This is a genomic window from Methanosarcina sp. MSH10X1 (genome assembly GCF_004099695.1).
Taxonomy (GTDB): Archaea; Halobacteriota; Methanosarcinia; order Methanosarcinales; family Methanosarcinaceae; genus Methanosarcina.
The window spans coordinates 232,929-255,097 of the sequence record NZ_SCHL01000003.1; the positions used below are offsets into that span (position 1 = coordinate 232,929).

Annotated in this window: 18 protein-coding genes; 9 read left to right on the top strand and 9 right to left on the bottom strand. The window is 43.7% G+C overall.

Annotation, left to right across the window (positions count from 1 at the left end; genetic code table 11):
- Positions 1-405: 405 nt before the first annotated feature.
- The 4 genes from pyrF to EQO05_RS04325 form a co-directional block, all read right to left on the bottom strand.
- Complete coding sequence (gene pyrF / locus EQO05_RS04305) at positions 406-1,071, bottom strand: orotidine-5'-phosphate decarboxylase (RefSeq protein ID WP_128504094.1); 666 nt, start codon at positions 1,069-1,071, stop codon at positions 406-408.
- Between the two features lie 4 nt (positions 1,072-1,075).
- The gene (locus EQO05_RS04310) at positions 1,076-2,029 is read right to left on the bottom strand and encodes a deoxyhypusine synthase (protein ID WP_128504096.1); all 954 of its coding nucleotides are present in this window, start codon (positions 2,027-2,029) and stop codon (positions 1,076-1,078) included.
- A 320-nt stretch (positions 2,030-2,349) separates the two neighbouring features.
- Positions 2,350-2,742 carry a co-chaperone YbbN gene (locus tag EQO05_RS04315; RefSeq protein ID WP_128504097.1) on the bottom strand — a complete coding sequence of 131 codons (393 nt, stop codon included), beginning with the start codon at positions 2,740-2,742 and terminating at the stop codon, positions 2,350-2,352.
- Between the two features lie 656 nt (positions 2,743-3,398).
- Positions 3,399-3,833, bottom strand: a complete 435-nt coding sequence (locus EQO05_RS04325) for a hypothetical protein (protein WP_205793684.1) — start codon at positions 3,831-3,833, stop codon at positions 3,399-3,401.
- 506 nt (positions 3,834-4,339) lie between these two features.
- On the opposite strand from EQO05_RS04325, the gene EQO05_RS04330 reads away from it, so the two are divergent.
- Complete coding sequence (locus tag EQO05_RS04330; RefSeq protein ID WP_128504099.1) at positions 4,340-5,089, top strand: RNA ligase partner protein; 750 nt, start codon at positions 4,340-4,342, stop codon at positions 5,087-5,089.
- Between the two features lie 277 nt (positions 5,090-5,366).
- Positions 5,367-6,599, top strand: coding sequence for a methionine adenosyltransferase (locus EQO05_RS04335; RefSeq protein ID WP_128504101.1), 1,233 nt, complete (start codon positions 5,367-5,369; stop codon positions 6,597-6,599).
- An 84-nt stretch (positions 6,600-6,683) separates the two neighbouring features.
- On the opposite strand, the gene EQO05_RS04340 is transcribed toward EQO05_RS04335, so the two are convergent.
- Positions 6,684-7,553, bottom strand: coding sequence for a geranylgeranylglycerol-phosphate geranylgeranyltransferase (locus tag EQO05_RS04340; RefSeq protein ID WP_128504103.1), 870 nt, complete (start codon positions 7,551-7,553; stop codon positions 6,684-6,686).
- A 756-nt stretch (positions 7,554-8,309) separates the two neighbouring features.
- Here EQO05_RS04340 and EQO05_RS15425 point away from each other — a divergent pair.
- A complete protein-coding gene (locus EQO05_RS15425; protein WP_164888462.1) occupies positions 8,310-9,968 on the top strand; it encodes a PGF-pre-PGF domain-containing protein in 1,659 nt (552 codons plus the stop codon).
- Between the two features lie 122 nt (positions 9,969-10,090).
- Here EQO05_RS15425 and nadA read toward each other — a convergent pair whose 3' ends face one another.
- Both nadA and EQO05_RS04365 read right to left on the bottom strand, forming a co-directional pair.
- A complete protein-coding gene (gene nadA, locus EQO05_RS04360; RefSeq protein WP_128504111.1) occupies positions 10,091-11,005 on the bottom strand; it encodes a quinolinate synthase NadA in 915 nt (304 codons plus the stop codon).
- Between the two features lie 440 nt (positions 11,006-11,445).
- Positions 11,446-12,261, bottom strand: coding sequence for an aspartate dehydrogenase (locus EQO05_RS04365; RefSeq protein ID WP_128504113.1), 816 nt, complete (start codon positions 12,259-12,261; stop codon positions 11,446-11,448).
- A 249-nt stretch (positions 12,262-12,510) separates the two neighbouring features.
- Between EQO05_RS04365 and nadC the strand changes: the two genes are divergently transcribed.
- The 6 genes from nadC to EQO05_RS04395 all read left to right on the top strand — a co-directional run bounded on the left by nadC (position 12,511) and on the right by EQO05_RS04395 (position 19,875).
- A complete protein-coding gene (nadC, locus tag EQO05_RS04370) occupies positions 12,511-13,335 on the top strand; it encodes a carboxylating nicotinate-nucleotide diphosphorylase (RefSeq protein ID WP_128504115.1) in 825 nt (274 codons plus the stop codon).
- 335 nt (positions 13,336-13,670) lie between these two features.
- On the top strand, positions 13,671-14,930 hold the full coding sequence (locus tag EQO05_RS04375; RefSeq protein ID WP_128504117.1) for a BatD family protein: 1,260 nt from the start codon (positions 13,671-13,673) through the stop codon (positions 14,928-14,930).
- 129 nt (positions 14,931-15,059) lie between these two features.
- A complete protein-coding gene (locus tag EQO05_RS04380; protein ID WP_128504119.1) occupies positions 15,060-16,175 on the top strand; it encodes a cell division protein FtsZ in 1,116 nt (371 codons plus the stop codon).
- 679 nt (positions 16,176-16,854) lie between these two features.
- Entirely contained in the window at positions 16,855-17,997 is a 1,143-nt protein-coding gene (locus EQO05_RS04385) for an iron ABC transporter substrate-binding protein (RefSeq protein ID WP_370273564.1), read from the top strand.
- 16 nt (positions 17,998-18,013) lie between these two features.
- Positions 18,014-19,096, top strand: a complete 1,083-nt coding sequence (locus tag EQO05_RS04390) for an iron ABC transporter permease (RefSeq protein ID WP_128504123.1) — start codon at positions 18,014-18,016, stop codon at positions 19,094-19,096.
- Complete coding sequence (locus EQO05_RS04395; protein ID WP_128504125.1) at positions 19,093-19,875, top strand: ABC transporter ATP-binding protein; 783 nt, start codon at positions 19,093-19,095, stop codon at positions 19,873-19,875. Before EQO05_RS04390 ends, EQO05_RS04395 begins: the two co-directional genes overlap by 4 nt.
- A 198-nt stretch (positions 19,876-20,073) precedes the next feature.
- Here EQO05_RS04395 and EQO05_RS04400 read toward each other — a convergent pair whose 3' ends face one another.
- A complete protein-coding gene (locus EQO05_RS04400; protein ID WP_128504127.1) occupies positions 20,074-20,532 on the bottom strand; it encodes a 30S ribosomal protein S15 in 459 nt (152 codons plus the stop codon).
- Positions 20,533-20,813: 281 nt separating this feature from the next.
- Positions 20,814-22,115 (bottom strand): hypothetical protein, encoded by a 1,302-nt coding sequence (locus EQO05_RS04405; RefSeq protein WP_128504129.1) that lies wholly within the window; start codon positions 22,113-22,115, stop codon positions 20,814-20,816.
- Positions 22,116-22,169: the final 54 nt, after the last annotated feature.

The following is a 22,169-nucleotide window of genomic DNA, read 5'->3' on the forward strand; positions in this document are numbered from 1 at the left end:
AAATTCCGTTTTTAAATGGAGATTAACAGGTGGTTATGGGAGGGTAAACGATTAAAAAAACCCTCTCCGGTCCTTGCGTGCAGGACGCAATGGGGTGAGCGAATCCCTAACAAATATTATGAACTTTTGGTATATAATGGCACATGTTTTGATTTTTTTCGGGGCAGCTCAAGAATCTGGAAGCTGCTTCTTCCCTGTATACCTCGGCTCTTAATCTGCATAAAAATGAACAAATTTGGTGCCTCAGAACTCATAGGGCTCATCATGAAATCAGCACAATTTTTCATCACAGGCACCCAATTGATATCAGACAATATAGGCGGTTAATATAAGAAATAGATATCAGAAAAAATATTAAGACAAATATGCCTTAAAAAGAAATCTGTCTTTAATTTGCTTTCGGTTTCAGTTTTCTCCCCTTATTTCGGCCTCGATTTCGGCAGCAATTTTCCGGGCAGCTTCTTTTGGAGATTCTGCTTTGTAGATACTCCTTCCTACGATTACCCAGTCTGCGCCTGCGGCAATAACATCCGATGCCTTTCCTCCCTGGGTGCCGACTCCGGGCGAGATAATGGTGAGTTTATCTCCGACAATTTTCCTTATAATCTTTACTCTTTCCGGTCTGGTCGCCGGAGCAACAAGGCCGAATGCTCCTGCTTCAGCCGCCATCCTTGCGATTGCTTCTCCTGCTGGCTGCAGGAATTCGGCTCCACCCGGATGGCTCATCTCGCTTACCACGAACACATCTCTCCTGTACTCGGAGGCGACTTCGATACAGGCATCAAGACTGTCCCTGCCTGTGAAACCATGTACTATAACGGCATCGGCTCCTGCTTCAAAGACCTGCTCGCAGATAAGGCGGTTTGTGTTGGGAATATCGGCAACCTTGAAATCGGCTATTACAGGCGCAAACTCAGCAAGTTCCCTGATTATCCCGAGCCCGGTAGCCAGGACCAGAGGATAGCCTACCTTTATAGCGTCCACGAATTCCGAAACGGCTTCTGCGATTTCAAGCGCTTCTTCCCTGTCGGAAACGTCAAGGGCAAGAATCATACAGGTTTTCCTTTCCATAAAATCACCTCTTTGAAAGACGCGTACGCACAGCAGCAACCATGAGCGGGAGAGTAATAGTTGCATCTGCATACACGGTCACGGACTTTGCATTTTCTCCGACCTTTCCCCAGGATTGGGCTTCATCAAGCGTTGCCCCGCTCAGGCCGCCGGTCTCAGGACGGTCCATAGTCAGCTGGATTGCATAATCAAAGGACCTGGGAGTTACAAGCATGGACTGAAGGATGTAGTTTTTCGGAACTCCGCCCCCAAGAAGAAGGGCACCTGCACTCTCAGCCCCATAGCAGATTTCCATAAACTCGTGCATGTCAGCAAAGGCGTCCACATGCAGAGGATTTCCTTCTTTATATAGCCAGGCTTGAAGTCCTATTACTGAATCCTGAAGGGCAGGGCAATACACAGGCACGCCCATCTCTGCTGCGGTTTTCAGGATAGAGGAGTTGTCATCAAGGTTTTTCCCTATCTCGGTGAGCACCTGCCGGATAGAGAGCTTTTCCTGCGGAAGCCCGGCGTAGATGCCCTGCAGAAATTCCTCAAGGTCCGTAAAGTGCTGGTCAGGCAGGTAAACATCATAGATCCTGTCGATGCAGTCATGCCTGAGCTGGATATCATTTGCACAGGCTGTACCTTTATAATGGTGAAGACCCAGAGCCTCAACGGTGTCATGCACCATATTCGCCCCTGTCGTGACAAGCACGTCGATATGGCCGTCACGTATCAAATCTGCGACAATATTTCTCATGCCTGCAGGAGTCATTGCCCCTGCAAGCCCGAAAAATTTCGTGGTTTTTTCAGAAGCCAGCATCTCATAATAGATATCCACGGCTTCAGCCAGCCTGCCTGCTCCAAAGGCGCAGCCGCCATATTCCCTTACAAGTTCGTCTACAGTCATATCCGCAGTTATTTTCGCGCCCCTGACCGGAGTTGTAAGATTTTTAGAAGAAGTTTCAAAATCCATTTTTATTCCTCAAGGTTACAGAATTAAATTAGGAGATTATTGAAAGAGTAGTTACAGGTCCACATTTAAACTGGAGTACTGATATGAAATGATTTATGTGAACATGTCTGTATACATAAACCTTCTCTTCTGAGAAGTTTCTCTTCTAAGAAACATAGTAAAAAGATTCCTTAGAAAATTGTAGTTGAGGAATTTCCGGAAAAGTAAGTATATCATCCTCGCTTCAATTAAGGTTACTTTCAATGAGTTCGGGCCTGTAAGAAAGAAGACCTCCAGGTAAAAGAAAAAGGAAAAAGGAGTCCGGACCGCTGATTTGCAGATCAGGCATATCCCGTAATGTTCTGACCGATTGGAGTGCTTTTACTTATACATTCCTCTCCGTAATTAATCACATCTTCAACTGCATTTTTCAGTATGGAGGGATAGATCTGACCTACCTGCTCCCATACAGGTCTTCCGCGACAGAAGAACTTAAACGTAGGCGTACCCTGGACTCCATATCTTTCTGCAGTCCACGGACTTGTTTCGATATTTGTGCGTCCAAAAACTGCCGAGTTCTTGAATTCTCTTGCATAATTAATAAAATAAGGTTCCATAGCTTTGCAGTAAGGGCAGGTAGAGCTATAGAACATTACGACAACCGGCTTTTTAGAGCTTTCTACTACTTCTCCCCAGTTTATATCTCCAATTTCTATCACATTGCTTCCATTCAATCGATTACCCCCGAAGTTATTGATAATTTGACAGGATAAAACTAATAGAATTTCGGTCCTGGCAAGTCAGTCTTTCCTTTATCGGATTCTGTCTGCAGGATTCTGTTTATTAGATCAATATTCTCTATTTTCATAAGATTAATATTTATGCTTCATAAAATTAAGGTTCATACTTTTACGGAAAAGTCTAATAAAAGATATGCCTGAGGAACTGCTTTTTTCAAACCCGGAAATTTCAGATAGGTAAGGAAGAGGAATAAAAAGGATAGAAAGAATAGAAGATAACAGGAGTAAAGGAAAATAAAGAAAAAAATGAAAAATAAAAAAAATAAAAATAGAAATGGAAAATAAAATAAAAAGGGAAAAATAAAAATAGAAAAGGGAAATAAAAAGGGAAAACAAAGAAAAAATAAAGAAAAGAAAAACAAAGAAAAAGGAAATAAAAAGGAAAATGAAAATAGAAAAGGGAAATAAAAAGGGAAAATAAAGAAAAGAAAAATAAAGAAAAAGGGATTAGAGTAAATTAGAAAAAGCTGGTGGAAGGACTGAGAAACCAGTTCCGCAATTTCCGGACAGTTTTCCCAGAATTGCACCCGATTCTTGCCCATAGATTAAAAATTCAGGGAGAGGAAATTAAGTTTCACACGGGTTCCCGTTTAAATTCTCTCTTCTTCGCCCTCAGGATTCATTGTTTCGCAAAAACATGTGCTGCAGATGTATCTGTCGTCAAGACATGTTTCTTTAAAGTCGACTTTGGGGCCGCCCGGCTTTGTGGTTGCCTCCCTGAATACATAGAACTTTTCGTTGAATTCTATTGGCTGCCCGCATCTCGTACATACAAAGGGTGGATTTTCAACCGAGTCAATCGCACACTCAATGCAAATCAGATCGGACTTATCCCCGTGGACCTCTTTGAACTTTATTGGTTTCAAATCCAGGCTAGTATCCACAACCAGTACGTCTTCCAGCAATTCCCGACCACAAATATTACAATACTCCTTCATTGTGTCGCCTCCCTTATTCAGAGGATTTTTCGCCAGGCCCTGTGCTGAGCCTACACAGGGTTTCAATATCTCCGTGTTTGCACTCAAATCATATACCCCATTTTCAGTTTATTACCCTTACTCATACCGAATCAGGCTATTTTGAGCTGTCCAATCCGGCTCAATCTTTCATACTATTGAGTTGTATTTTACCTGCCGGCATTACCCGACACACACAACAACTTAGAGAAGATCGGCCCAGAGCTGGAAAAGCAAACAATACGGAATAACAGAATAATATTTATGTTGATGTTGTTTCAGAAACACTTTTCGCATTCGGATCGAAACAACATTAGAAGACACTTAGTAAAATGCGTTTTAAACCGCTTTCTAGCCTCTGGTTTTAACTTCCCTATGGAAATATATGACCTAAAACTATATACAGTTATTGATTTTGACCAGAAACCAGGTGAATAATAGAATAAAGAGGAAGATGCATAAAAACAGAAAAAAAATAAAAAGTTGGTAATAAAGAGAATAAAACAAAGAATTTTATTGTTCCTTGATCAATACATAAGACGGGTAAAGAAGATTATTCAAAAGGGTTCGAAAAAATGCTTAAGCAGAGATTTGTGCTGGACACTACAGCATTAACGGATCTGCAGACACGTGAGGTTATGGGCTACGCTTCCCTTTGCGAGGGAATGAAAGCAATTCTTGACCTGATAGCCGATGCTCGCCTGCAGTTCGGGATAAGTTGTTACGTCCCCTATCCGTCAGTGTATAAAGAGATGTATGAATTCGCAAGCCGCAATGGCTGTGACCGGGAGGTTATGGCTAAAATAGACACCTGGCTTGTGAAGAAATCTCCTGACCGGTATAGAGTTAATGTAACTTCCCAGATTTTTCATGAATATGTTGCTTACATGCGGGAAAGGATTAACCGGGGCATGGGAGTTGCAGAAGACGCAATATGGGAGGCAGCTACTGAATGCCTCTTCATGGAGAATCCGCAAAATAAGAAGAAAGAGTATAAGGAAGAGGTTGAAAGGGAAGTAATCGGGGGGATTATTGGCAAATTCCGGAACAAGTATCGCGCTGCCCTGAGATATGGGATTCTTGATAGTGCTCCTGATATTGATGTTCTCATCCTTGCCAAGGAGCTTGACGCTGCAGTCATTGCAAGCGATTATGGGATTGAAAAGTGGGCGGAGCAGCTTGGAGTCCGCTTTGTGCCTGCAAACACATTTCCGATGATGATGAAAGAATATCTTAGGCATCTTCCGGAAAGTGAAAAAGAACCCGAGCCCGGAGGCGGAAACAAAAGCAAAAAAGGATCATCGGAAGAATTAGAATTCATTTAATAGCTTTATCTCGATGCCTTAATAATAAAAATAAAAAGGTTGCTGAGTAATAATTTAATAATAAGAGGACTGGGACTTAATAGAATAAAAATCTTGAACAGGGCAGACAAAAAGCCTGGAAAAATTAATCAGGGGAGTTAGCTTCAGGCTGAGTTACCGAAATTCGAATTTCAGTAAGAAACAGTGCCATTAATCGGTATCAATCTATGGGATTAACACCTTTAATGGAATTTGCCTTAAGGAAACCGTGCCTTTAAGGAACTTGGGGGGTAAGAGTTTGAGAAATATAGTTATAGAAGAATTAAAAGCGTCTGAGGTTTACCGCCAGAGAGTTGAGGTTGTCGAAAGAAAGGGGCTGGGGCATCCGGACTATATCTGCGATGCTGTCATGGAACAAATTTCAGTGAGCCTGAGCCAGAAATACCTTGAAACTTTCGGGACTATCCTGCACTATAATATCGACAAAGGCATGCTTGTTGCAGGAGAAGTGGAAGGAAAGTTTCAAGGAGGCAGAATCTTAAGCCCTATGAGGCTTATCATCGGGGACAGGGCGACTTTTGAAGCGCAGGGAATAGAAATTGACGTGCCTGAGCTTGCGGTCAGTACGGCACAGCAATGGATTCAGGATAACCTCCGCTTTGTGGATCCTGAGAATCTCATTTACCAGGTAGAACTAAAAAAAGGTTCTGCAGAACTTACGGATATCTTTAGCAGGGGAGAGGGGATTCTCGGAGCAAACGATACTTCCGCAGCAGTCGGATATGCGCCTTTGAGCCCTACTGAAAGGCTTGTTTTTGAGTGTGAGCGGTACCTGAATTCAAGAAAGTTCAAAAAGGAATATCCTGAATCCGGAGAAGACATAAAAGTTATGGGGCTCAGGCACAGGGAAGATATGCACCTGACCGTTGCAATGCCGCTAGTGGACAGGTTTGTTGAATCTGAAGAAGAGTATTTCAAGAAAAAGATCGAATTGCATGAGCGGATAGAGGAGTTTTCTGCCGGGTTTGCAGAGAAGGCAAGGACTGAGTTCGAAGCCTGTATGTGCCTGAAACCGACGGCTTCCCTGAACACTCTGGATATTCCGGGCAGAGGGCTACGGGGAATTTATACCACTGTAACCGGCACTTCTGCAGAAGACGCAGACGGCGGGCAGGTAGGGCGCGGAAACCGCGTAAACGGAATAATTCCCTTAAACCGTCCTGTTAGCAGTGAAGCGGCAGCAGGTAAAAATCCTGTGAGCCACATAGGAAAGGTTTACAACCTTCTTTCCCACAGGATTGCAGCCAGGATCTATAGAGAAGTGCCTGATGTTTCCGAAGTGTATGTCTGGCTGTTGAGTGAGATAGGGACTCCAATCGACCAGCCTCAGATTGCAACTGCTCAGTTGATAATGGAGAAAGGGTCTGCCAGCGAAGTGGAAAAGGAAGCAGCCGAAGTAATGGAAAAGGAACTTGAGAATATACAGGCTTTTTCAATGGAACTGGTTGCAGGAAAATGCCCTGTCTGCTGAGAACTGCTCAGTTGGGAAAACTTTATGCATTTTTGATAAACCATTTCAGAAAAAAAGTTTTGAATCAGCTTAGCCGGGGACGGATTATACCCCGGCAATAAAAGCAATAAGAGCAAAGAACATACCGATTTTAAACATTTTTGAAGATTTCGCAGGATTGTTCCGAACCAGAATCTGGTATATGGCTGCAAATAATCCCAGGTCTGCCAGAAGAACAAGATAAAGATAACGTGAACCAAGTATAGACATGAGGTAGGGAAGAGGGCTTAAAAATACAGCAACAAATCCAATAAACGCTGCCATATAGCCTGCTTTTTTCGCTCCTATCCTGAGAGGCAGGGTATCTGCTCCTTCCATTTTATCCCCTTCCACGTCTTCAATATCTTTTACAATTTCTCTGGCAGTAATCGCAAGGGCTGCAAGCAGGAAGAGTACGGAAAGGGCTTTTAATCCTTCAAACCCGAAAATCGAGGCTCCGAATAGAAAGGTTGAGCCTGTGAGATAACCTATGCTCAGGTTTCCTAAAAGGGGAGTTCCTTTGAGAGTTTTTGCATAGAAGATAAGCAGCAGGGAATTAAACAGTGCGATAAACCCGCAAATAGGGTTGATTGAGAAAGCCAGAAGCGTCCCCAGAGCAAACAGTAAATAAGAGAAATAAAGGGCTTCCTTTAATTTTATCCTGCCTGAAGGAATAGGTCTGTCAGGGCGATTTATTGAGTCTATCCTGATGTCAAAATAATCATTAATAGTATTTCCTGCGCCTGAAATCGCGAATACGGCCAGGAATATAAAGCCTGAAGCAAGGAAAGGGAATTCTTCAGGGTTATAAGAGCCAGGAGCATCCGAGGTCAGGATATTAAAAGCTATCAGTGTTCCGATTACGGCTGCAAAACCCGCCATCAGGCAGTTACCGTATCTCATAATTTCCAGGTATATGCGTACGCCTGCAGACATTAGAAGAAAGCAGTATTATAAAGTATTAAAGGTATCGGATTTTTCCACCCGAATTGTGCCTCAGGATCGCAGGAAATCGAAGTTTTTCAGAGAGTTGCCATGTAAAGGTTGGTATTAGAGAATAAAGCTACAGAGAATAAAGCTACTGTCAACCCTGAGTCGATATGATGGAGAAAGACAGCTTCGAGAAGGAAGAAATCCGATTAGCGCGAAAGTGGAAAGATCCATATTATCTATCTCTCGAATTATTGAATTCTCCGATGTATTTATTTAAAATTGTGCGATGTAAGAGAAAACTTCACAGATGGATGCACGGATATTGAATCAAAGGAAATTTATAGTAACTTTAAGGTAACATACTAATCAAAAAGATAATATTAAGTAAGACAGGGTTTTATGTCTTGCCGTTTTCCCCTTTGATATATATTGAGGGTTAGCCAGTTTCAATAGAAAAGCAAATGCAGGCAATGCCTGTGGAGCTTAAATAGAGTCTGTTTCGATCTTAAGCAAATCAGGATACTAATAGAAACAGAAAATGTACTGGATCAGGCATCTATTGGAAAAGATTTACCTATTCAAGATCTTAAATTTTATCTTTATGAGTTAGATAATTAGCGTTCAATAAGTTAAGAAAGTACCGGAAACTTCTATTTACTTATGTGTGGGTGGAGGCCAATAAAAATGAAAACTGATTTTTTTAGTTTTTTGATTTATATATTAGTGATAATGCTAATAATTCCTGGAGCGATTTCCGGCATGGCATCTGCTGTATACCAGGAACCCGGAGATAGTGGAAGTTTAGATAGCGGAGACTCAAATCTAGATGCAGCAAACTCAGACACAGGAGATTCAGGTTCAGATACCGGAGACTTAACGTCTGATAACGGGGACTCGGATTCCGGCTCAGATGATGGATCAGATGATGGATCAGATGATGGATCAGATGATGGATCAGATGATGGATCAGATGATGGATCAGATGATGGAGATTCGGACTCTGGTTCAGACGATGGAAACTCAGATTCCGGGTCAGAGAATGAAGATTCAGACACAGGCTCAGATGATGGAAACTCAGATTCCGGGTCAGAGAATGGAGACTCGGACGCCGGATCGGACAGTGGGAACTCAGATTCCGACAACGAAGATCCAGATGATGGAGATTCGGATCCCGATTCAGACGGTGGGAATTCGGGTTCCGATCAAGATAATGGAGATGCAGGCTCCGGAGCAGATGATGGAGATTCAGATCCCGGCTCAGACGGAGGGGATTCGGACGCCGGTCAGGATAATGAAAATCCAGGTTCCGGACCAGATGATGGAGATTCAGACCCCGATTCAGATGGTGGGAATCCGGACTCCGGATCAGATAGTGGAGATTCAGGTTCCGGATCAGATGATGGAGACTCAGACACCGAGAATTTGAATACAGGCTCGGACACAGGAGATTCCGGTTCAAACAGTGGAAACTCAAATACGGATGACACAGAAAATTCAGGCACAGAAAAACCGGACACCGTAACTTCAGATGGAGGGAATTCTGATACCCAGAACTCAGGTAACCAGAGTTCAGGTAAGAATTCAGATACCGGAAGTTCCAGTACTCAAAATGAGGGTTCCAATTCTTCTTCCGGTAGTTCATCCTCTTCTACCAATTTATCCTCTTCTACAAATTCATCTTCCTCAAACAATTCGTCCTCTTCTGACAGCTCGTCTTCTAGCGGTTGGGGAATGAATCTGGTTTCCAGCGAGGACGTGAGCAATATCGCCGTCAAGGAACTTGCCACTCGAAGTGTTATGAGTGGTTATCCTGTAAAGTTTGATTTTGTGGAAAATGTCACATGCATTACTTATATCAAATTTGATCCAAAGAAGACATTCAGGAGAACGACGACAATTGTAGAGGAACTTAAAAGCCAATCCACTCTAGTCCCGACATCTCCTTCCGGCACGGTATATAAGCATGTAAATATCTGGATAGGAGATAAAGGGGCAGGACTTCCTACTTCCATCAGAAACGGGCTTATAGAGTTTAAAGTTGAAAAGTCGTGGATTAAAGATGAGAGTATTAATGAGACCCTTATAACCCTTCAAAGGTATGATGAAGATTGGCAGCCTCTTTACACGGAGAAGGTCAGAGAAGATGATAGTTACGTTTACTTTGAAGCTGAGACCCCTGGCTATTCCTTCTTTGCAATAACGGAGTATGCCGGGAATGGAAAAGAGATCAGGGGCGCTAATAAAATACATGAAACCCTCAGAAGCTTTGGAAGCGAAGGAAGGGCGGCTCTGTACGGAAACGCCGGAGAGAATAGTAGAATCAAGAATCCTATGGGAACAGCCAGAGTATTTATGGCAATTTCCTTACCGCTCTTCATGATTATTGCCGGATATTGCGTATTAAAGAAAAAGATTTGAGAAAGGAATAAAATCAGATGGAGTATGTGAGATTTTTATTTTCGCTGCTCCTCATTATTTTTTTCTCGTTATAACAATTTGAGTAAACCATGAAAAACAGCAAGGTTTAAAGCACTGGCTTCTTATCGGATTTTTACCGCTAGCATACGGTCAAGCGCTTTTTTTGCCCTCACCCTGATATCGCAGGGAACAGTCACTCTGTTCTGCATTGTTTCAAGGGATATCAGAACTCTTTCAAGATTGATCATTTTCATGCTCGGGCAGCAGGCAAATTCTGAAATACAGTAGTATTTCTTTTCAGGAGCCGCTTTATGGAGGCCGTGGAGAAGTCCGCATTCCGTACCTATGATAAACTCCTTTGCGGGGGAGTTTTTTGCATACGTTACCATCCCTCGCGTACTTGCTATATGGTCTGCAAGCTTCAGAACCTCAGGGCGGCACTCAGGATGTGCAATAAACTTAGCCTCAGGATGTTTTTCCTTCATTTTCAGGACATCTTCTCTAAGGATCTGATGATGAGTGGGGCAGTGCCCTTCCCAGGGAATAATTTTTTTGTCAGTCCGGGCTTCAACGTAGGCAGCCAGATTTTTATCTGGCACAAAGATAACCTCACCGGCTTCCAGGGAGTTTACTACCTCAACGGCATTTGCAGACGTACAGCAGATATAAGATTCAGCCTTGATAGCAGCCGAGGTGTTAACATAGCAGACAACAGGGGCATCAGGATGCTTTTCTTTTTCTTTTCTGAGACCTTCGATATCCACCATATCTGCCATAGGGCAGGTGGCATCGACTTCCGGCAAAATGACAGTTTTATCCGGACAGAGAATTGCAGCGCTTTCTCCCATAAAATGGACACCGCAAAAGACAATAACATCAGCAGTCTGATGGACAGCCTCCTGGCTCAGGCCGAGAGAGTCTCCGACAAAATCTGCAATATCCTGAACCTCAGGACGGGAATAATAATGAGCAAGAATTACTGCATTTCGTTTTAGTTTGAGTTCTTTGATCCTTTCGATAAGCTCTGCTTGCTGCATTGGACCACCTGGTTTTTGAAATAAGATCCGGAAAATAAGGTCCGGGTCTGAGATTGAAGATCAGTTTGAAATAATCCAGTTTTAATTTAATAACAGGGAAATAGACGAAAAAAGAGTTCAGCAACGGAAATCCTATCCAGCGTGTTCTTTTTTTCAAACGTGTCATTTGCTCCTGAGAACTTAGGAGCTTAACTCTCCCGCACTATATAATATTTGTGAACCACCTGAGTCCAGTCTCGCCCGAGTACAGTCCGGGAGGACGGCCCAACATGCGTCTAAAAATATTAAGGATTAGGTTAGCTAGCTTTCCTCTTCAGGCTGACTAGTTTATGAGTGAGTAGTTTTCTTTTTTTGTTCAGATGTACCCGGGTGAGGAATATTGCATTCCAGACTAAAAATCGGGTGAGACGGCAAGTTAATTTCTTATCTTTTCTGCCATATCAGGTTCCTATCTGGACCGGGTTCAGGATTTTTTTCAGGGTTGAGATTGCAGAAAGGGCTGCAAGGTAACTGGTTTTCGGGTTTTCCGGGGAGGGAACATTTTCGATTCTGGTAAAGAATTTACCGAATTCGCCTTCTACGGTTATCTCGTGCACGTTTCTGGTCAGGGAAGGGTCGGCGATTACCTTCACCCTCGTCCGCTCAAAGCCTATGCCTGCAAGGCTTATCGTGGCTGCGACGTTTACATTTGCAGGGAAGGCTTTAACGGCTTCCGAGGCAGTCCCTTCAAAAAGCAGGGTTTCTCTCTCGATCTTTTCAAGCTCTACTCCCAGAGCTTCGATATGAGGAGCTCCTGCGAGGCTCAGAGGCGGTTTTCTGGTGGTGAGGGTAACTGAGGAAATTTCTGCTGCAGACGCGGAGTTAATGCCGTCTATACTGGCAACTGCACCTGAGGGGAAATAGAGTTTGCAGTTGTGCTGTTCCGCAAGCCTGAAGAGCCTTTTCCGGAGCTCTTCATCTGCAAGCGCGCCTACACTGAGCACCATTACGTCACATCCGGCTTCCAGAGCCTTGGGTACTATGAATCTGACAGCACTCTGAGAGGCACTTTCTACAACAAGATCTACATTTTGCAGTAATTCTTCAATTCCCATATAACCAGGGCTGCACCTTTCCAGGGAGGCTGCAAGTTCAAGGGCTTTGTTATGAGAAGAGTCCGAAAGAGCATACAACTCCGCATTAACAGCCCCAGTATCAATAGCCCTGCAAATCTGTCCACCAATAAATCCGCAACCAATAATTCCTATTTTCAGCATTCCAGTCTCCTGAGAAACAGTCAATAGATTTGAAATTATCTTTAGGTTTAAATTATTTTTAGGCTTATTTCTAGCGACAGGCTTCATAAGCCCGAGAACAGGGATACTGTATTCCGTTCCCTATCTTTAAATCTTCTGCTAGACCTCTTTAGTAGAAACCTGCCGTTCTTTAACGGTTTATACGGAATCCGGCAGCAAAGGCACCGTACCTCTTATAAATTCGGGGAACATAACATAGCAGGGTAAAACATGTTTATTAAAGAAGTTGAAAGCTTTATAGAAGAAGACCTGGGTTACGATGATGTTTCGTGTACTATTGTCCCGGACAGACCTGTAGAAGCCATTATTTTTACTAAAGAAGCCTGTATCATTGCCGGAACTAAAGAAGCCGGATCGATTTTTTCCTATCTTGGGATTCAGGCTGAAACCACACTTAAGGATGGAGACCGGGTAAAAGAAGGCGAGATAATTTTCAGGCTAAAGGGAGGAGCTGTATCCATTCTGAGAGCAGAGAGGCTTGCGCTTAATTTCCTGGGCCACCTTAGCGGGATTGCAACCCTTACCAGAGCCTGTGTTGATACGGTAAGGAGATACTCGGAGACTACAAGGGTAGCCTGCACCAGGAAAACCACTCCAGGCATAAGGAAATTCGAAAAACTGGCTGTAGCCGCAGGTGGAGGGGACACCCACAGGTTCAACCTTTCAGATTCGCTTATGATTAAAGATAACCACGTCAAACTGATGGGAATAGAAGCCGCAATTGAGGCCGCAAAAAGCACCAGCTTCACCCGGAAGATAGAAGTTGAGGTAGAATCTGCAGAAGACGCCGTGTTAGCTGCAAAACTCGGAGCCGATATTATAATGCTGGACAACATGCAGCCAGAAATTGTCCGGAGAACGCTGGATATACTTAAAGGAAAGGGACTTAGAGAATCCGTTATTGTAGAAGCATCCGGAGGGATTTCCCAGGTAAATCTTGAGAGCTATGCAAAAACAGGAGTGGATGTAATATCCATGGGTTCTCTTATCCATAAATCAAGCTGGATAGATCTCAGCCTGGAGATAGTCAGTTGATAGTTCTTTTCAGGAAGTCATGGGAAGGAATATAAAATATAAAAACGGAGATAAGAGAGACAGGAAAATCATAAAATCCATGTTATTAATAGGTAAGGAACAGGATCCGTTATCGTTAGAATTCGTTCTGCAACCGAATTCACAGGTTTAAAAGTTCATTCTCACATTTTTCTTTTAAAGAGAAGAAAAAGAAAAGATCACAAACTTTATATCTGCTTTTGTTGAAGATATTTAAGGTCAAGGGAGTAGGATTACTGTTAAAACAGCTTATCTAAAACATTCAGGTAATAACCTGCTGTAGACAGGCTTTTTTATCAGGTCTTTGGGGTAAAGAAGTGAAACTGAAAAGGATTCATATAACTTTGTTACTTGCGTTTTTCATTCTGCTGGTATCGGGCAGCGCAGCATCGGCAAAAACTGCCGTGTATGAAGGGAACATTAAGGACGGGCAGGCATACCAGCTTAATAATTACGTGATCGAAATCACTGATATCTTTCCTGAAGCCAATACGGCTTCATATTATGTGTATGAGAAGGATAAGGAAGTAACAGACGGCCTGCTGGGTGTGAATAAGAATGCAGATTTCAGTTTTGAGGAAAAGGGCAAAGTCGAGATGCGCCTGAAGTCGGTACATAGCGGCGGAGTAGTTACGGTTGAAATAACAATGTCAAACTACAGCACAGGAGACCTTTATACAAACAAGCTCCTTGAAAAAGGCCGCTCTGAAGCGGTTTTTGCAGGCGATCCCGAGGTCGTGATAACAAAAAGTACAGATAAATCAAAAATAAAACTCGGAGAGAGCGTAACCGTTACTGTAAAGGCAAAAAACTCAGGAAATGATACTGCACATAACGTTTCGTTTGCGGATCCGAAGCAGGAACATTTTGTCCTGGAAGAAACCACATATGAAGTCTCCGGTACCATTCCTGAAATCGGTTATGGGGAATCGGTCCCTGAAACGCTCGTCTATATATATAAGTTAAAGGCAACCGATGCAGGCGCCTTCGAGCTCAAAGCTGTTAATGCAAGTTACACCAACAGTGCTGGCCAGACCTATAAGGCTTCTTCTAACACGCCTTCCATAAACGTAAGTGAAGGAAATAAATTGCGTGCAAATGTTGAAGCCAGACTGAACGTTGACAGCTTATCCGTACAAAGAAATGAGAAAATAATCTCAACCATAATCCTGAAAAATAAAGGTAATGCCCCTGCGCAGGCTGTCCGTGTTGATATCCTTATTCCGGAAAGCTTTGAGTATGTGGAAGGTGGAGAAGACATTGAGACCGTAGATGGAACCCCCAGGGTATACATTGAAACCCTGGAGCCCAACAACGATAAAGAGTTCACGTACACATTAAAAGCAAAAGAAGTTGGCACTTATAACATAAGTTCCGAACTTTCTTATGAATATAATAACGGCATAGAAGCAGTAAACCTGAAAAAGAGCAATAATTCGACCGCACTGAGCATCAATGTGAAAGAAGGAAAGTTCGATTTTCTCATTAAAAATCCGCTGTATATTGTAATTTCTACCATTATTCTTGCAGCTGCTGGCGTTCATATATATAGAAAGCATAAAGAATACCGATATTAAATAATTGGGTTGGAATATTAGAGAAAAGCCATTCGAGGTGAAGCCTGGGGAGTGAAACCTTGACCGAAAAAGCTGATAAATAACTCCGGATAGGAAAAGTATAAAATACCCTTGAAATGGAGGAGTTTTTTGCTCAATATACTGGTAATAGGAAACGGGCAATGTGGGAACAGGATTCTTGATTCCATTAACCGGCACGCTCTGGGAGGGGGGAAAAGCTGCAGTAAGCTTGCAAGGTTTTATTCCAGACAGAAATTCAAGAGCCATGTGGAAACTCTTGCACTGAACACTGCAATTAATGATCTTAAGGAAATGAAATTTACGAAAGCCAGAGATAGAATCCATATCGAGCAGCTGCACGGCGTAGGTGCAAACCGTAATATAGGGAAGCAGGTCTTTGAGGACAAAAAAGAGAGAATAATGCGGCAGATTGAAGAAAGGGGCAATTTTGATATCGCTTTCGTGATAACCTCGGCATCGGGAGGGACTGGCTCTTCTTTTACTCCTCTGCTCGTAAAAGAAATGAAAGCCCGGTACAACTATCCTGTTTATTGTCTCGTTGTGCTTCCTTTCAGGGAGGAAGGAACGCTTTATCTGCAAAATACCGCCTTTTCGATCCGGGAAATCCGACAGAGCGGAGCCGATGGGATAATCCTTGCAGATAACCAGTACCTTAAAAATATCGGAGGAAGCATTCAGGAGGCGTACGACGGTATCAATGACATGATTACCGAACGCATTCTTTTCCTGCTCGATGCCCTTGACAGTGAGATGATGATGGTTACGGACCTTGGGGACTTTAAATCTGTTATGAGCGGGGGAGCAGGGATTGCTACAATGGGCTTTTACAGGGCTGAGAGGGAAACATCCATTAAAACCGCAATCCAGAATACCCTCTCTCCGTCAGGGCTTCTCTTTTCCACAGACATATATGAGGAAGCAAGCCGGGCAATGATCATTATAAGAGGCGACCGTAAGTACCTGAATGTAGATGAGATCTCAGGTGAAATCGAAAAGCTCTCAGGAGCCATAGGACACGTCTTTAAGGGAATAATCGTGCGCAGCGGTGAATTTCCTCAGGTTCTGTCCGTACTTACCCTGGAGTCAGCCCGTGAAATGGAAAAGCTGTACGGTGTAGCTATCCAAGCAATCCAGCAGGAAAAAGAAAAAAAGCAAAGGGTAGAAAAAGAAGCCGAGCTTGACAAAACTTTCTCGCGGATCGAGGGACTGGAACCTGAATACTGAACTAAGGAATTTCTCACTTTGAGGTTTCAGGTTAACAGGCAAGAAGATTACCTTTTTAACAGGACTTTAAGAAATCCACTTTTGAAAGCGTCCCGGCTCCCGGTTCAAACTTTTAGAAATTTAAATATCTCTTAAAAACGCGAATTTATTTATCTAGCGTAACTCTTTTGGGAAGAGATTTATGAATAACGTATTATTTAATTTCTATCCGATCTCTATTAATTTCCATCTATTTTTCTGATATTATTCAATTTTACTAGCAATTAGCAGATCTTTATTCAATTTTACTAGCAATTAGCAGATCTTTATTCAATTTTACTAGCAATTTAGCGAATTTTTACCCAATTTTTAACCAGCAATCTTGCGGATTAGCTTACGGGTTAATACTTACAAGCATCAATCCGCCAAAAACAGAAGCAATCAAAGATTATTAATTCAAGCGATTGGGGGCAAGCCAGGTTCGAGTTATGCAGCAGGTTTAGTTTCATTCCGGTTTAAAGATCATAATAAATCACTAAATTATGCATGATGTTAAGACTTAAACAATAAACAGGTAAATTTAGTTAATTATATGTAATACTTTTACTCTCTATTTACAGAGGATGGTAACATGAAATTAAATTATAGTAACAAATTAAATAAAATTATTTTAATAGGTCTACTTATTGCTGCTCTGGTAATGACCTCCGGATGCGCGGAAGATTCCGCCTCAAGTGATAATTCGGAAGCACCGGTTCAGGTAGAAGCTTCAGCAGTTGTGGATACCGGTGAGGTAGCAGAGTCAGCAGATCTCACAATCACGGACGGGTTCGGCAGGGAAGTTACCATACCCGGAAATGCGGAAAGGGTCGTTTGCTCGGGAGCTGGCTGCCTGCGCTACCTTGTGTACCTGCAGGCTGAAGACTATATTGCAGGCGTAGACAGCATGGAGAAAAAGGAAAACGAAATAGAGGGCCGTCCCTACGCTATTGCAAATCCCCAGCTTAAAGATTACCCCCTTATCGGAGAAGCCAAAGGCAAAGATGACCCTGAGAAGATAATTGAGGTTAACCCCGAGATTATCCTGAAAAGCAGTACAATTGGACAAGCCTCGGATCCTACCGCTGCTGATGCCGACGCCCTTCAGGGTAAGACCGGCATACCTGTGATCTCATTCCCCTACGGGTCTTTGAACAATGAGAAACAGAGAGACGAGATGTATAGCTCTCTCAGGATGATGGGCGATGCCGTGGGCAAACAGGAAAGGGCAGAAGAAGTAATTGATTATATCGACGCTACCATGCATGATCTGGAAAGCAGGACTGCAGACATTCCGGAATCCGAAAGAAAAACCGTTTATATTGGTGGAGTGAGTCTGTCAGGCGCTCATGGAATAATCTCCACGGAACCTACTTATGCGCCGTTCCTCTGGGTAAATGCAAATAACGTTGCAGCCGGAGTGAGTACAGAGCATGCGGATGTTGCCAAAGAAGCACTTGTGGCCTGGGACCCCGAGTATATATTTATTGACGTAGGCACCCTCCAGCTTGGTAATGAAGGTGCAATCGGAGAACTCAAAAATGATGCATCCCTTGCAGGACTTTCGGCTGCAAAGAATGGCAAAGTCTATGGAGTAATTCCCTACAACTTCTACAGCACCAACTATGAATCCGTGCTTGCAAATGCTTACTTTGTAGGAAAAGTGCTCTATCCGGAAAGGTTTGAAGACATTGATCCGGAAGCAAAAGCTGACGAGATATACACTTTCTTTGTTGGAAAGCCGGTATTCACGGACCTGAACGGTCAGTACAACAACCTTGGATTCAAACAGATTCCACTATGATGGAGGGTATAAACAGGTGCATTTTGCCAGCGGAGCAGTTCCGGAAGATTATCTCTTATATGTACGCAGAAAGTACTTCTGGATCATGGGGGGGCTCCTGCTCCTCTTCTTTATGCTTGTTTACTCAATCTCAGTAGGAGCGGTGGAAATCCCTCTTTATAAGGTAATTCAGACGCTATTGGGTCAAGAACCCATGACCAGATCCGATGAAAACATATGGAGGATTGTCTGGAACATCCGGCTCCCTCAGGCTCTGGCCGCAATAGTTGCAGGAGCCGGACTTTCAGTCGCAGGGGTTGTTATGCAGTCTATCCTGCGTAATCCGATCGCGTCTCCGTTTACGCTTGGAATTTCAAATGCCGGCGCTTTCGGAGCCGCAGTGTCTGTGGTAGTTCTGGGTACCGGGAAGGTACAGTCCACAGTTGCAGACGCCGTCATAATAAACAATCCCTACCTGACAACGATGGCATCCTTCCTCTTCTGCCTCCTTGCAACCGGCGTGATCCTGCTAATCTCGAAAATTCGGGGAGCTTCGCCCGAGGTAATGGTGCTTGCAGGAGTTGCGCTTTCGTCCCTCTTTACCGCAGGCACGATGTTTCTCCAGTATTTTGCTGACGATACCCAGCTTGCAGCAGTCGTATTCTGGACTTTTGGAGACGTGGGCAGGATTAACTGGCTGGAACTTGAAATAATGACAGGCGTTGTGCTGCTAGCAATCCTATTCTTCATTGCCAACTGCTGGAACTACAATGCAATAGATGCAGGTGATGAGACCGCAAAAGGTCTCGGTGTCGATGTGGAAAAGATAAGGTTAATAGGCATGGTAGTTGCAGCCCTGGTCTCGGCAGTGATTGTTGCTTTTCTTGGGGTTATCGGGTTTGTAGGGTTGATCTGTCCTCATATGGTTCGAAGGGTCATAGGCGATGATCAGAAATACCTGATCCCCGGCTCTACCCTGCTTGGAGGAATCCTGCTTCTGGTATCGGATACCGCAGCCAGGCTAATAATATCACCATACGTGCTTCCCGTTTCCATACTTACTGCCTTCATGGGTGCACCTGCTTTCATTTACTTACTTCTCAGGGGGTACAAACGATGATTCTTGCTGTTGAAGAACTCGAATTCCTGTATCGAAACCGTAAAATTCTTCACGAGATTGCCTTTTCTATCGAGGAAGGGGAAGTTGTAGCAATCCTTGGTCCCAACGGGGTTGGAAAGACCACGCTGTTAAAATGCCTTAACAGGATTCTCCACCCAAAGGGAGGAGCGGTTCATCTTGACGGAAATAACCTTTTCGACCTTGGAACAATGGAAATCGCACGCCTTATCGGGTATGTTCCCCAGCGTGTGGAAACCGGAAGGCTTACCGCTTTTGATGCAGTCCTGCTCGGAAGACGCCCACATATCAAATGGGATATTACTGAGAAAGACCTTCGAATAGTAGATTCGGTCTTCAGGCTGCTTTCCATGGAAAAACTGCGCCTGTCTTATATCGATGAGATGAGCGGGGGCGAACTCCAGAAAGTCGCAATCGCGCGTTCACTCGTACAGGAACCAAAAGTCCTCCTTCTTGACGAACCAACAAGCAGCCTTGACCTGAGAAATCAGGTTGAGATTCTTGCCATTATCAGGCAGATTGTCCTTGAGCACGGGATTGCAGCTGTAATGACCATGCACGATCTTAACCAGGCTCTGAGATATGCGGACCGGTTTATTCTCCTGAAGGGAGGAAAGGTTCACGCACACGGAGGAGCCGAAGTTATTACGCCTCAGGTAATCGAGGAGGTATACGGTCTGCCTGTAGTTATCGGAGAGATTGCAGGTATGCGGTGCGTGGTTCCCGAAAGCCCTGAAGTGGCACTCGTAAATAACCTTTAAAATCGGGCAGAACTGGAATTCCTTCAAGAAAAAGTCAGCAATCGTTTCAAAAGCAATCGGGAAAGGAAGAAAATAAACCAGCAGTCTTAAAATTTCGGTGCGACTTTCCAGCGAAGTAACGCCTGTCGGAAAAGACAGAAAAGAAAAACAGAAAAACAAAACAGAAAAACAGAAAAGAGAAAAAAAGATTTCCAGGTTTTACCTGGTAATCATCATTTCTGCAGTCTCGGGCTTGTAGAACCAGTCTCTCGGAAGTACCTTTTCCTGCTTGTAGTACTTAACGAGCCTTCTGATCTTGGATTCAGTAAGGTTAAGGGAACGCTTGTTGTGGACATCTTTCTTGTTAATGGAAAGGTGCTTCCTGAGTCTCAGAGCCTTTACAATAAGATTGGTAAGGTCTTCAGGAACGTTCGGAGCGACATCGTTCTCCTTAAGAATGGCTGTGACTTTCTTGCCTGTGATAAGCTTGGCATCAGGAACTCCGTAGCGGTCCCTTAAAGTCATTCCGATTTCGGCGGTGGAGACACCCTGTTTCCAGAGATCGAGGGTGATTGTAGTAACTTCGTCTGCACTTATCTTGCACCACTCAGGCGGCTCGGTTCTGTTTGGCCTGGTGGATGCGGACTTACCTTTTCTTTTGGTATGCATTTTTGCCATAATTATTTCTCCTGATATCAATTGATCGATGCCTGAAGAGAAGTCTTCGGGCTGAAGTTATATCTTTACCGACTATAACGGACCAATACATCGATCGGGAGATTTTAATCCGCCACAGCAAACTGCTGCGTGGCTTTTCAGGAACTCCTGCAAAAGCGTAAATTTCTCGGTAAAAACATCACTAGAGAACGCACCATGACATATATACTTTGTGTTGAGAAGAGGAGGTATTGGGCTTTCTTTGGCGCTGGAAAAACTCTGGGAAAAGATGCCTTTGATCTTTATGAATCAGAATCCCAGAAGCTCAAAACTATTCTTGCCCCGTCAGGACTTATCTGCCCATGAAGGGATTCAACTTGCTCGTCCCTATATTTCCGGGCTTCCTGAATATTTTCAGCTTCAAGGATGGAAGAAACTGTTTCGTTGATCTCACCTGAAAATTCCTGTTCAAGTCCGGTTCTGATTTGATCTCTTATGTGCCCGGTTATCAGGTCTTGAAGTAAAGGAAGATCAGCCGTTGCTGCGTTTTCGGGGAAAGCTGTGGGTTCAACCGGAAATCCGGCTTTGAGGATATCTGAAAAATAAGCTGCAAAAGCCTCTTCTCCGGATTTTCCTTGTACAGGCTCTTCCGATACTCCATAAAGCATGGTCTGGAAAGATTCCTCGGTTTCCTCCCCGAAAACCGACCCGAAATAATCCGAGGGGAAAAGCAATCCAGTGACCGCCTCTGCTCCTTCAAGGGCTGCCACGTCAAGAGAGGCATTGAAAGCCTCAAAGAGCATCTTACCGGCGTTTTCATCTGAGGAGTTAAAAGAAGCTTCAAGCACGGAGTCGTTGATACAGGCAAGCAGGACAGTTTTTGAAGGAGCGCTGGCGTAAAGGGGCATGGAAAGTTCTGTACTTTGTCGGATTGCATTTGCGGGAGGTTCTTCTCCTATGATAAGTTCACTTTGCAGAGGAAAAGCTTCTAAGGGGCGCCAGTAAGCTTCAAATCGATAAGAAAATCTTCCTGCAGCCTTCTGGTCAAGATATGCCGAGATGGCTTCCATATCCTGCGAGGAGTAGTCAGAAGCAAAAGGATTTAGAAAAACTGAGGAATCATTATTTCGGACCGTCAGGGAGAGGGAAAGATATTCAGAGACCAGGTCGGCAAAAGTCCTGTGTTTCTGCTCTTTCCCGAAGAGGGCGTGAGAAGAATTTTCCACAACCGAATTTTGCGGTATAGAGATATTAAGAGCTTCAAGAGGAGAGATTCCGTATTCGAAATCTTCAAGTTTACAGGAGAGAAACGACTCAAGCAGATAAACATCAAGTTCCGAAGAAGTGGTATACCCGGCTGCATAATACTGTTTTTCGGCTTGCATGGAAGGCATCAGCACAATGCTGGCAAGCGAAATCAGAACAAGCAAAAAGAGGGCGTCAAAAACCGTGGAATAAGCTGAGCACTCCGCAGCCAAATTTCCTTTTTTCCTTCGGGGTTCTTCCGGGCTTTCAGCGATCCTTAAATCTCTCACCTCATTCTGTTCTCGGATTCCCGATTTCCGATTCCCGTTTACTGACTTTCCGGCTTTTCTCTCCTTCATGCGATCCCTTCTACTTTCTCCTACTTTCTCTTACTTTCTCTTACTTTCTCTTAC

Bases quoted from the DNA above. Each gene is read 5' to 3' on its own strand.
- EQO05_RS04330 (WP_128504099.1), top strand. From the start codon at position 4,340: ATGCTTAAGCAGAGATTTGTGCTGGACACTACAGCATTAACGGATCTG.
- nadC (WP_128504115.1), top strand. From the start codon at position 12,511: ATGTTTATTAAAGAAGTTGAAAGCTTTATAGAAGAAGACCTGGGTTAC.
- nadA (WP_128504111.1), bottom strand. From the start codon at position 11,005: ATGCAGCAAGCAGAGCTTATCGAAAGGATCAAAGAACTCAAACTAAAA.
- EQO05_RS04310 (WP_128504096.1), bottom strand. From the start codon at position 2,029: ATGGATTTTGAAACTTCTTCTAAAAATCTTACAACTCCGGTCAGGGGC.
- EQO05_RS04400 (WP_128504127.1), bottom strand. From the start codon at position 20,532: ATGGCAAAAATGCATACCAAAAGAAAAGGTAAGTCCGCATCCACCAGG.
- EQO05_RS04385 (WP_370273564.1), top strand. From the start codon at position 16,855: ATGACCTCCGGATGCGCGGAAGATTCCGCCTCAAGTGATAATTCGGAA.
- pyrF (WP_128504094.1), bottom strand. From the start codon at position 1,071: ATGGAAAGGAAAACCTGTATGATTCTTGCCCTTGACGTTTCCGACAGG.
- EQO05_RS15425 (WP_164888462.1), top strand. From the start codon at position 8,310: ATGGCATCTGCTGTATACCAGGAACCCGGAGATAGTGGAAGTTTAGAT.
- EQO05_RS04405 (WP_128504129.1), bottom strand. From the start codon at position 22,115: ATGAAGGAGAGAAAAGCCGGAAAGTCAGTAAACGGGAATCGGAAATCG.
- EQO05_RS04365 (WP_128504113.1), bottom strand. From the start codon at position 12,261: ATGCTGAAAATAGGAATTATTGGTTGCGGATTTATTGGTGGACAGATT.
- EQO05_RS04395 (WP_128504125.1), top strand. From the start codon at position 19,093: ATGATTCTTGCTGTTGAAGAACTCGAATTCCTGTATCGAAACCGTAAA.
- EQO05_RS04340 (WP_128504103.1), bottom strand. From the start codon at position 7,553: ATGTCTGCAGGCGTACGCATATACCTGGAAATTATGAGATACGGTAAC.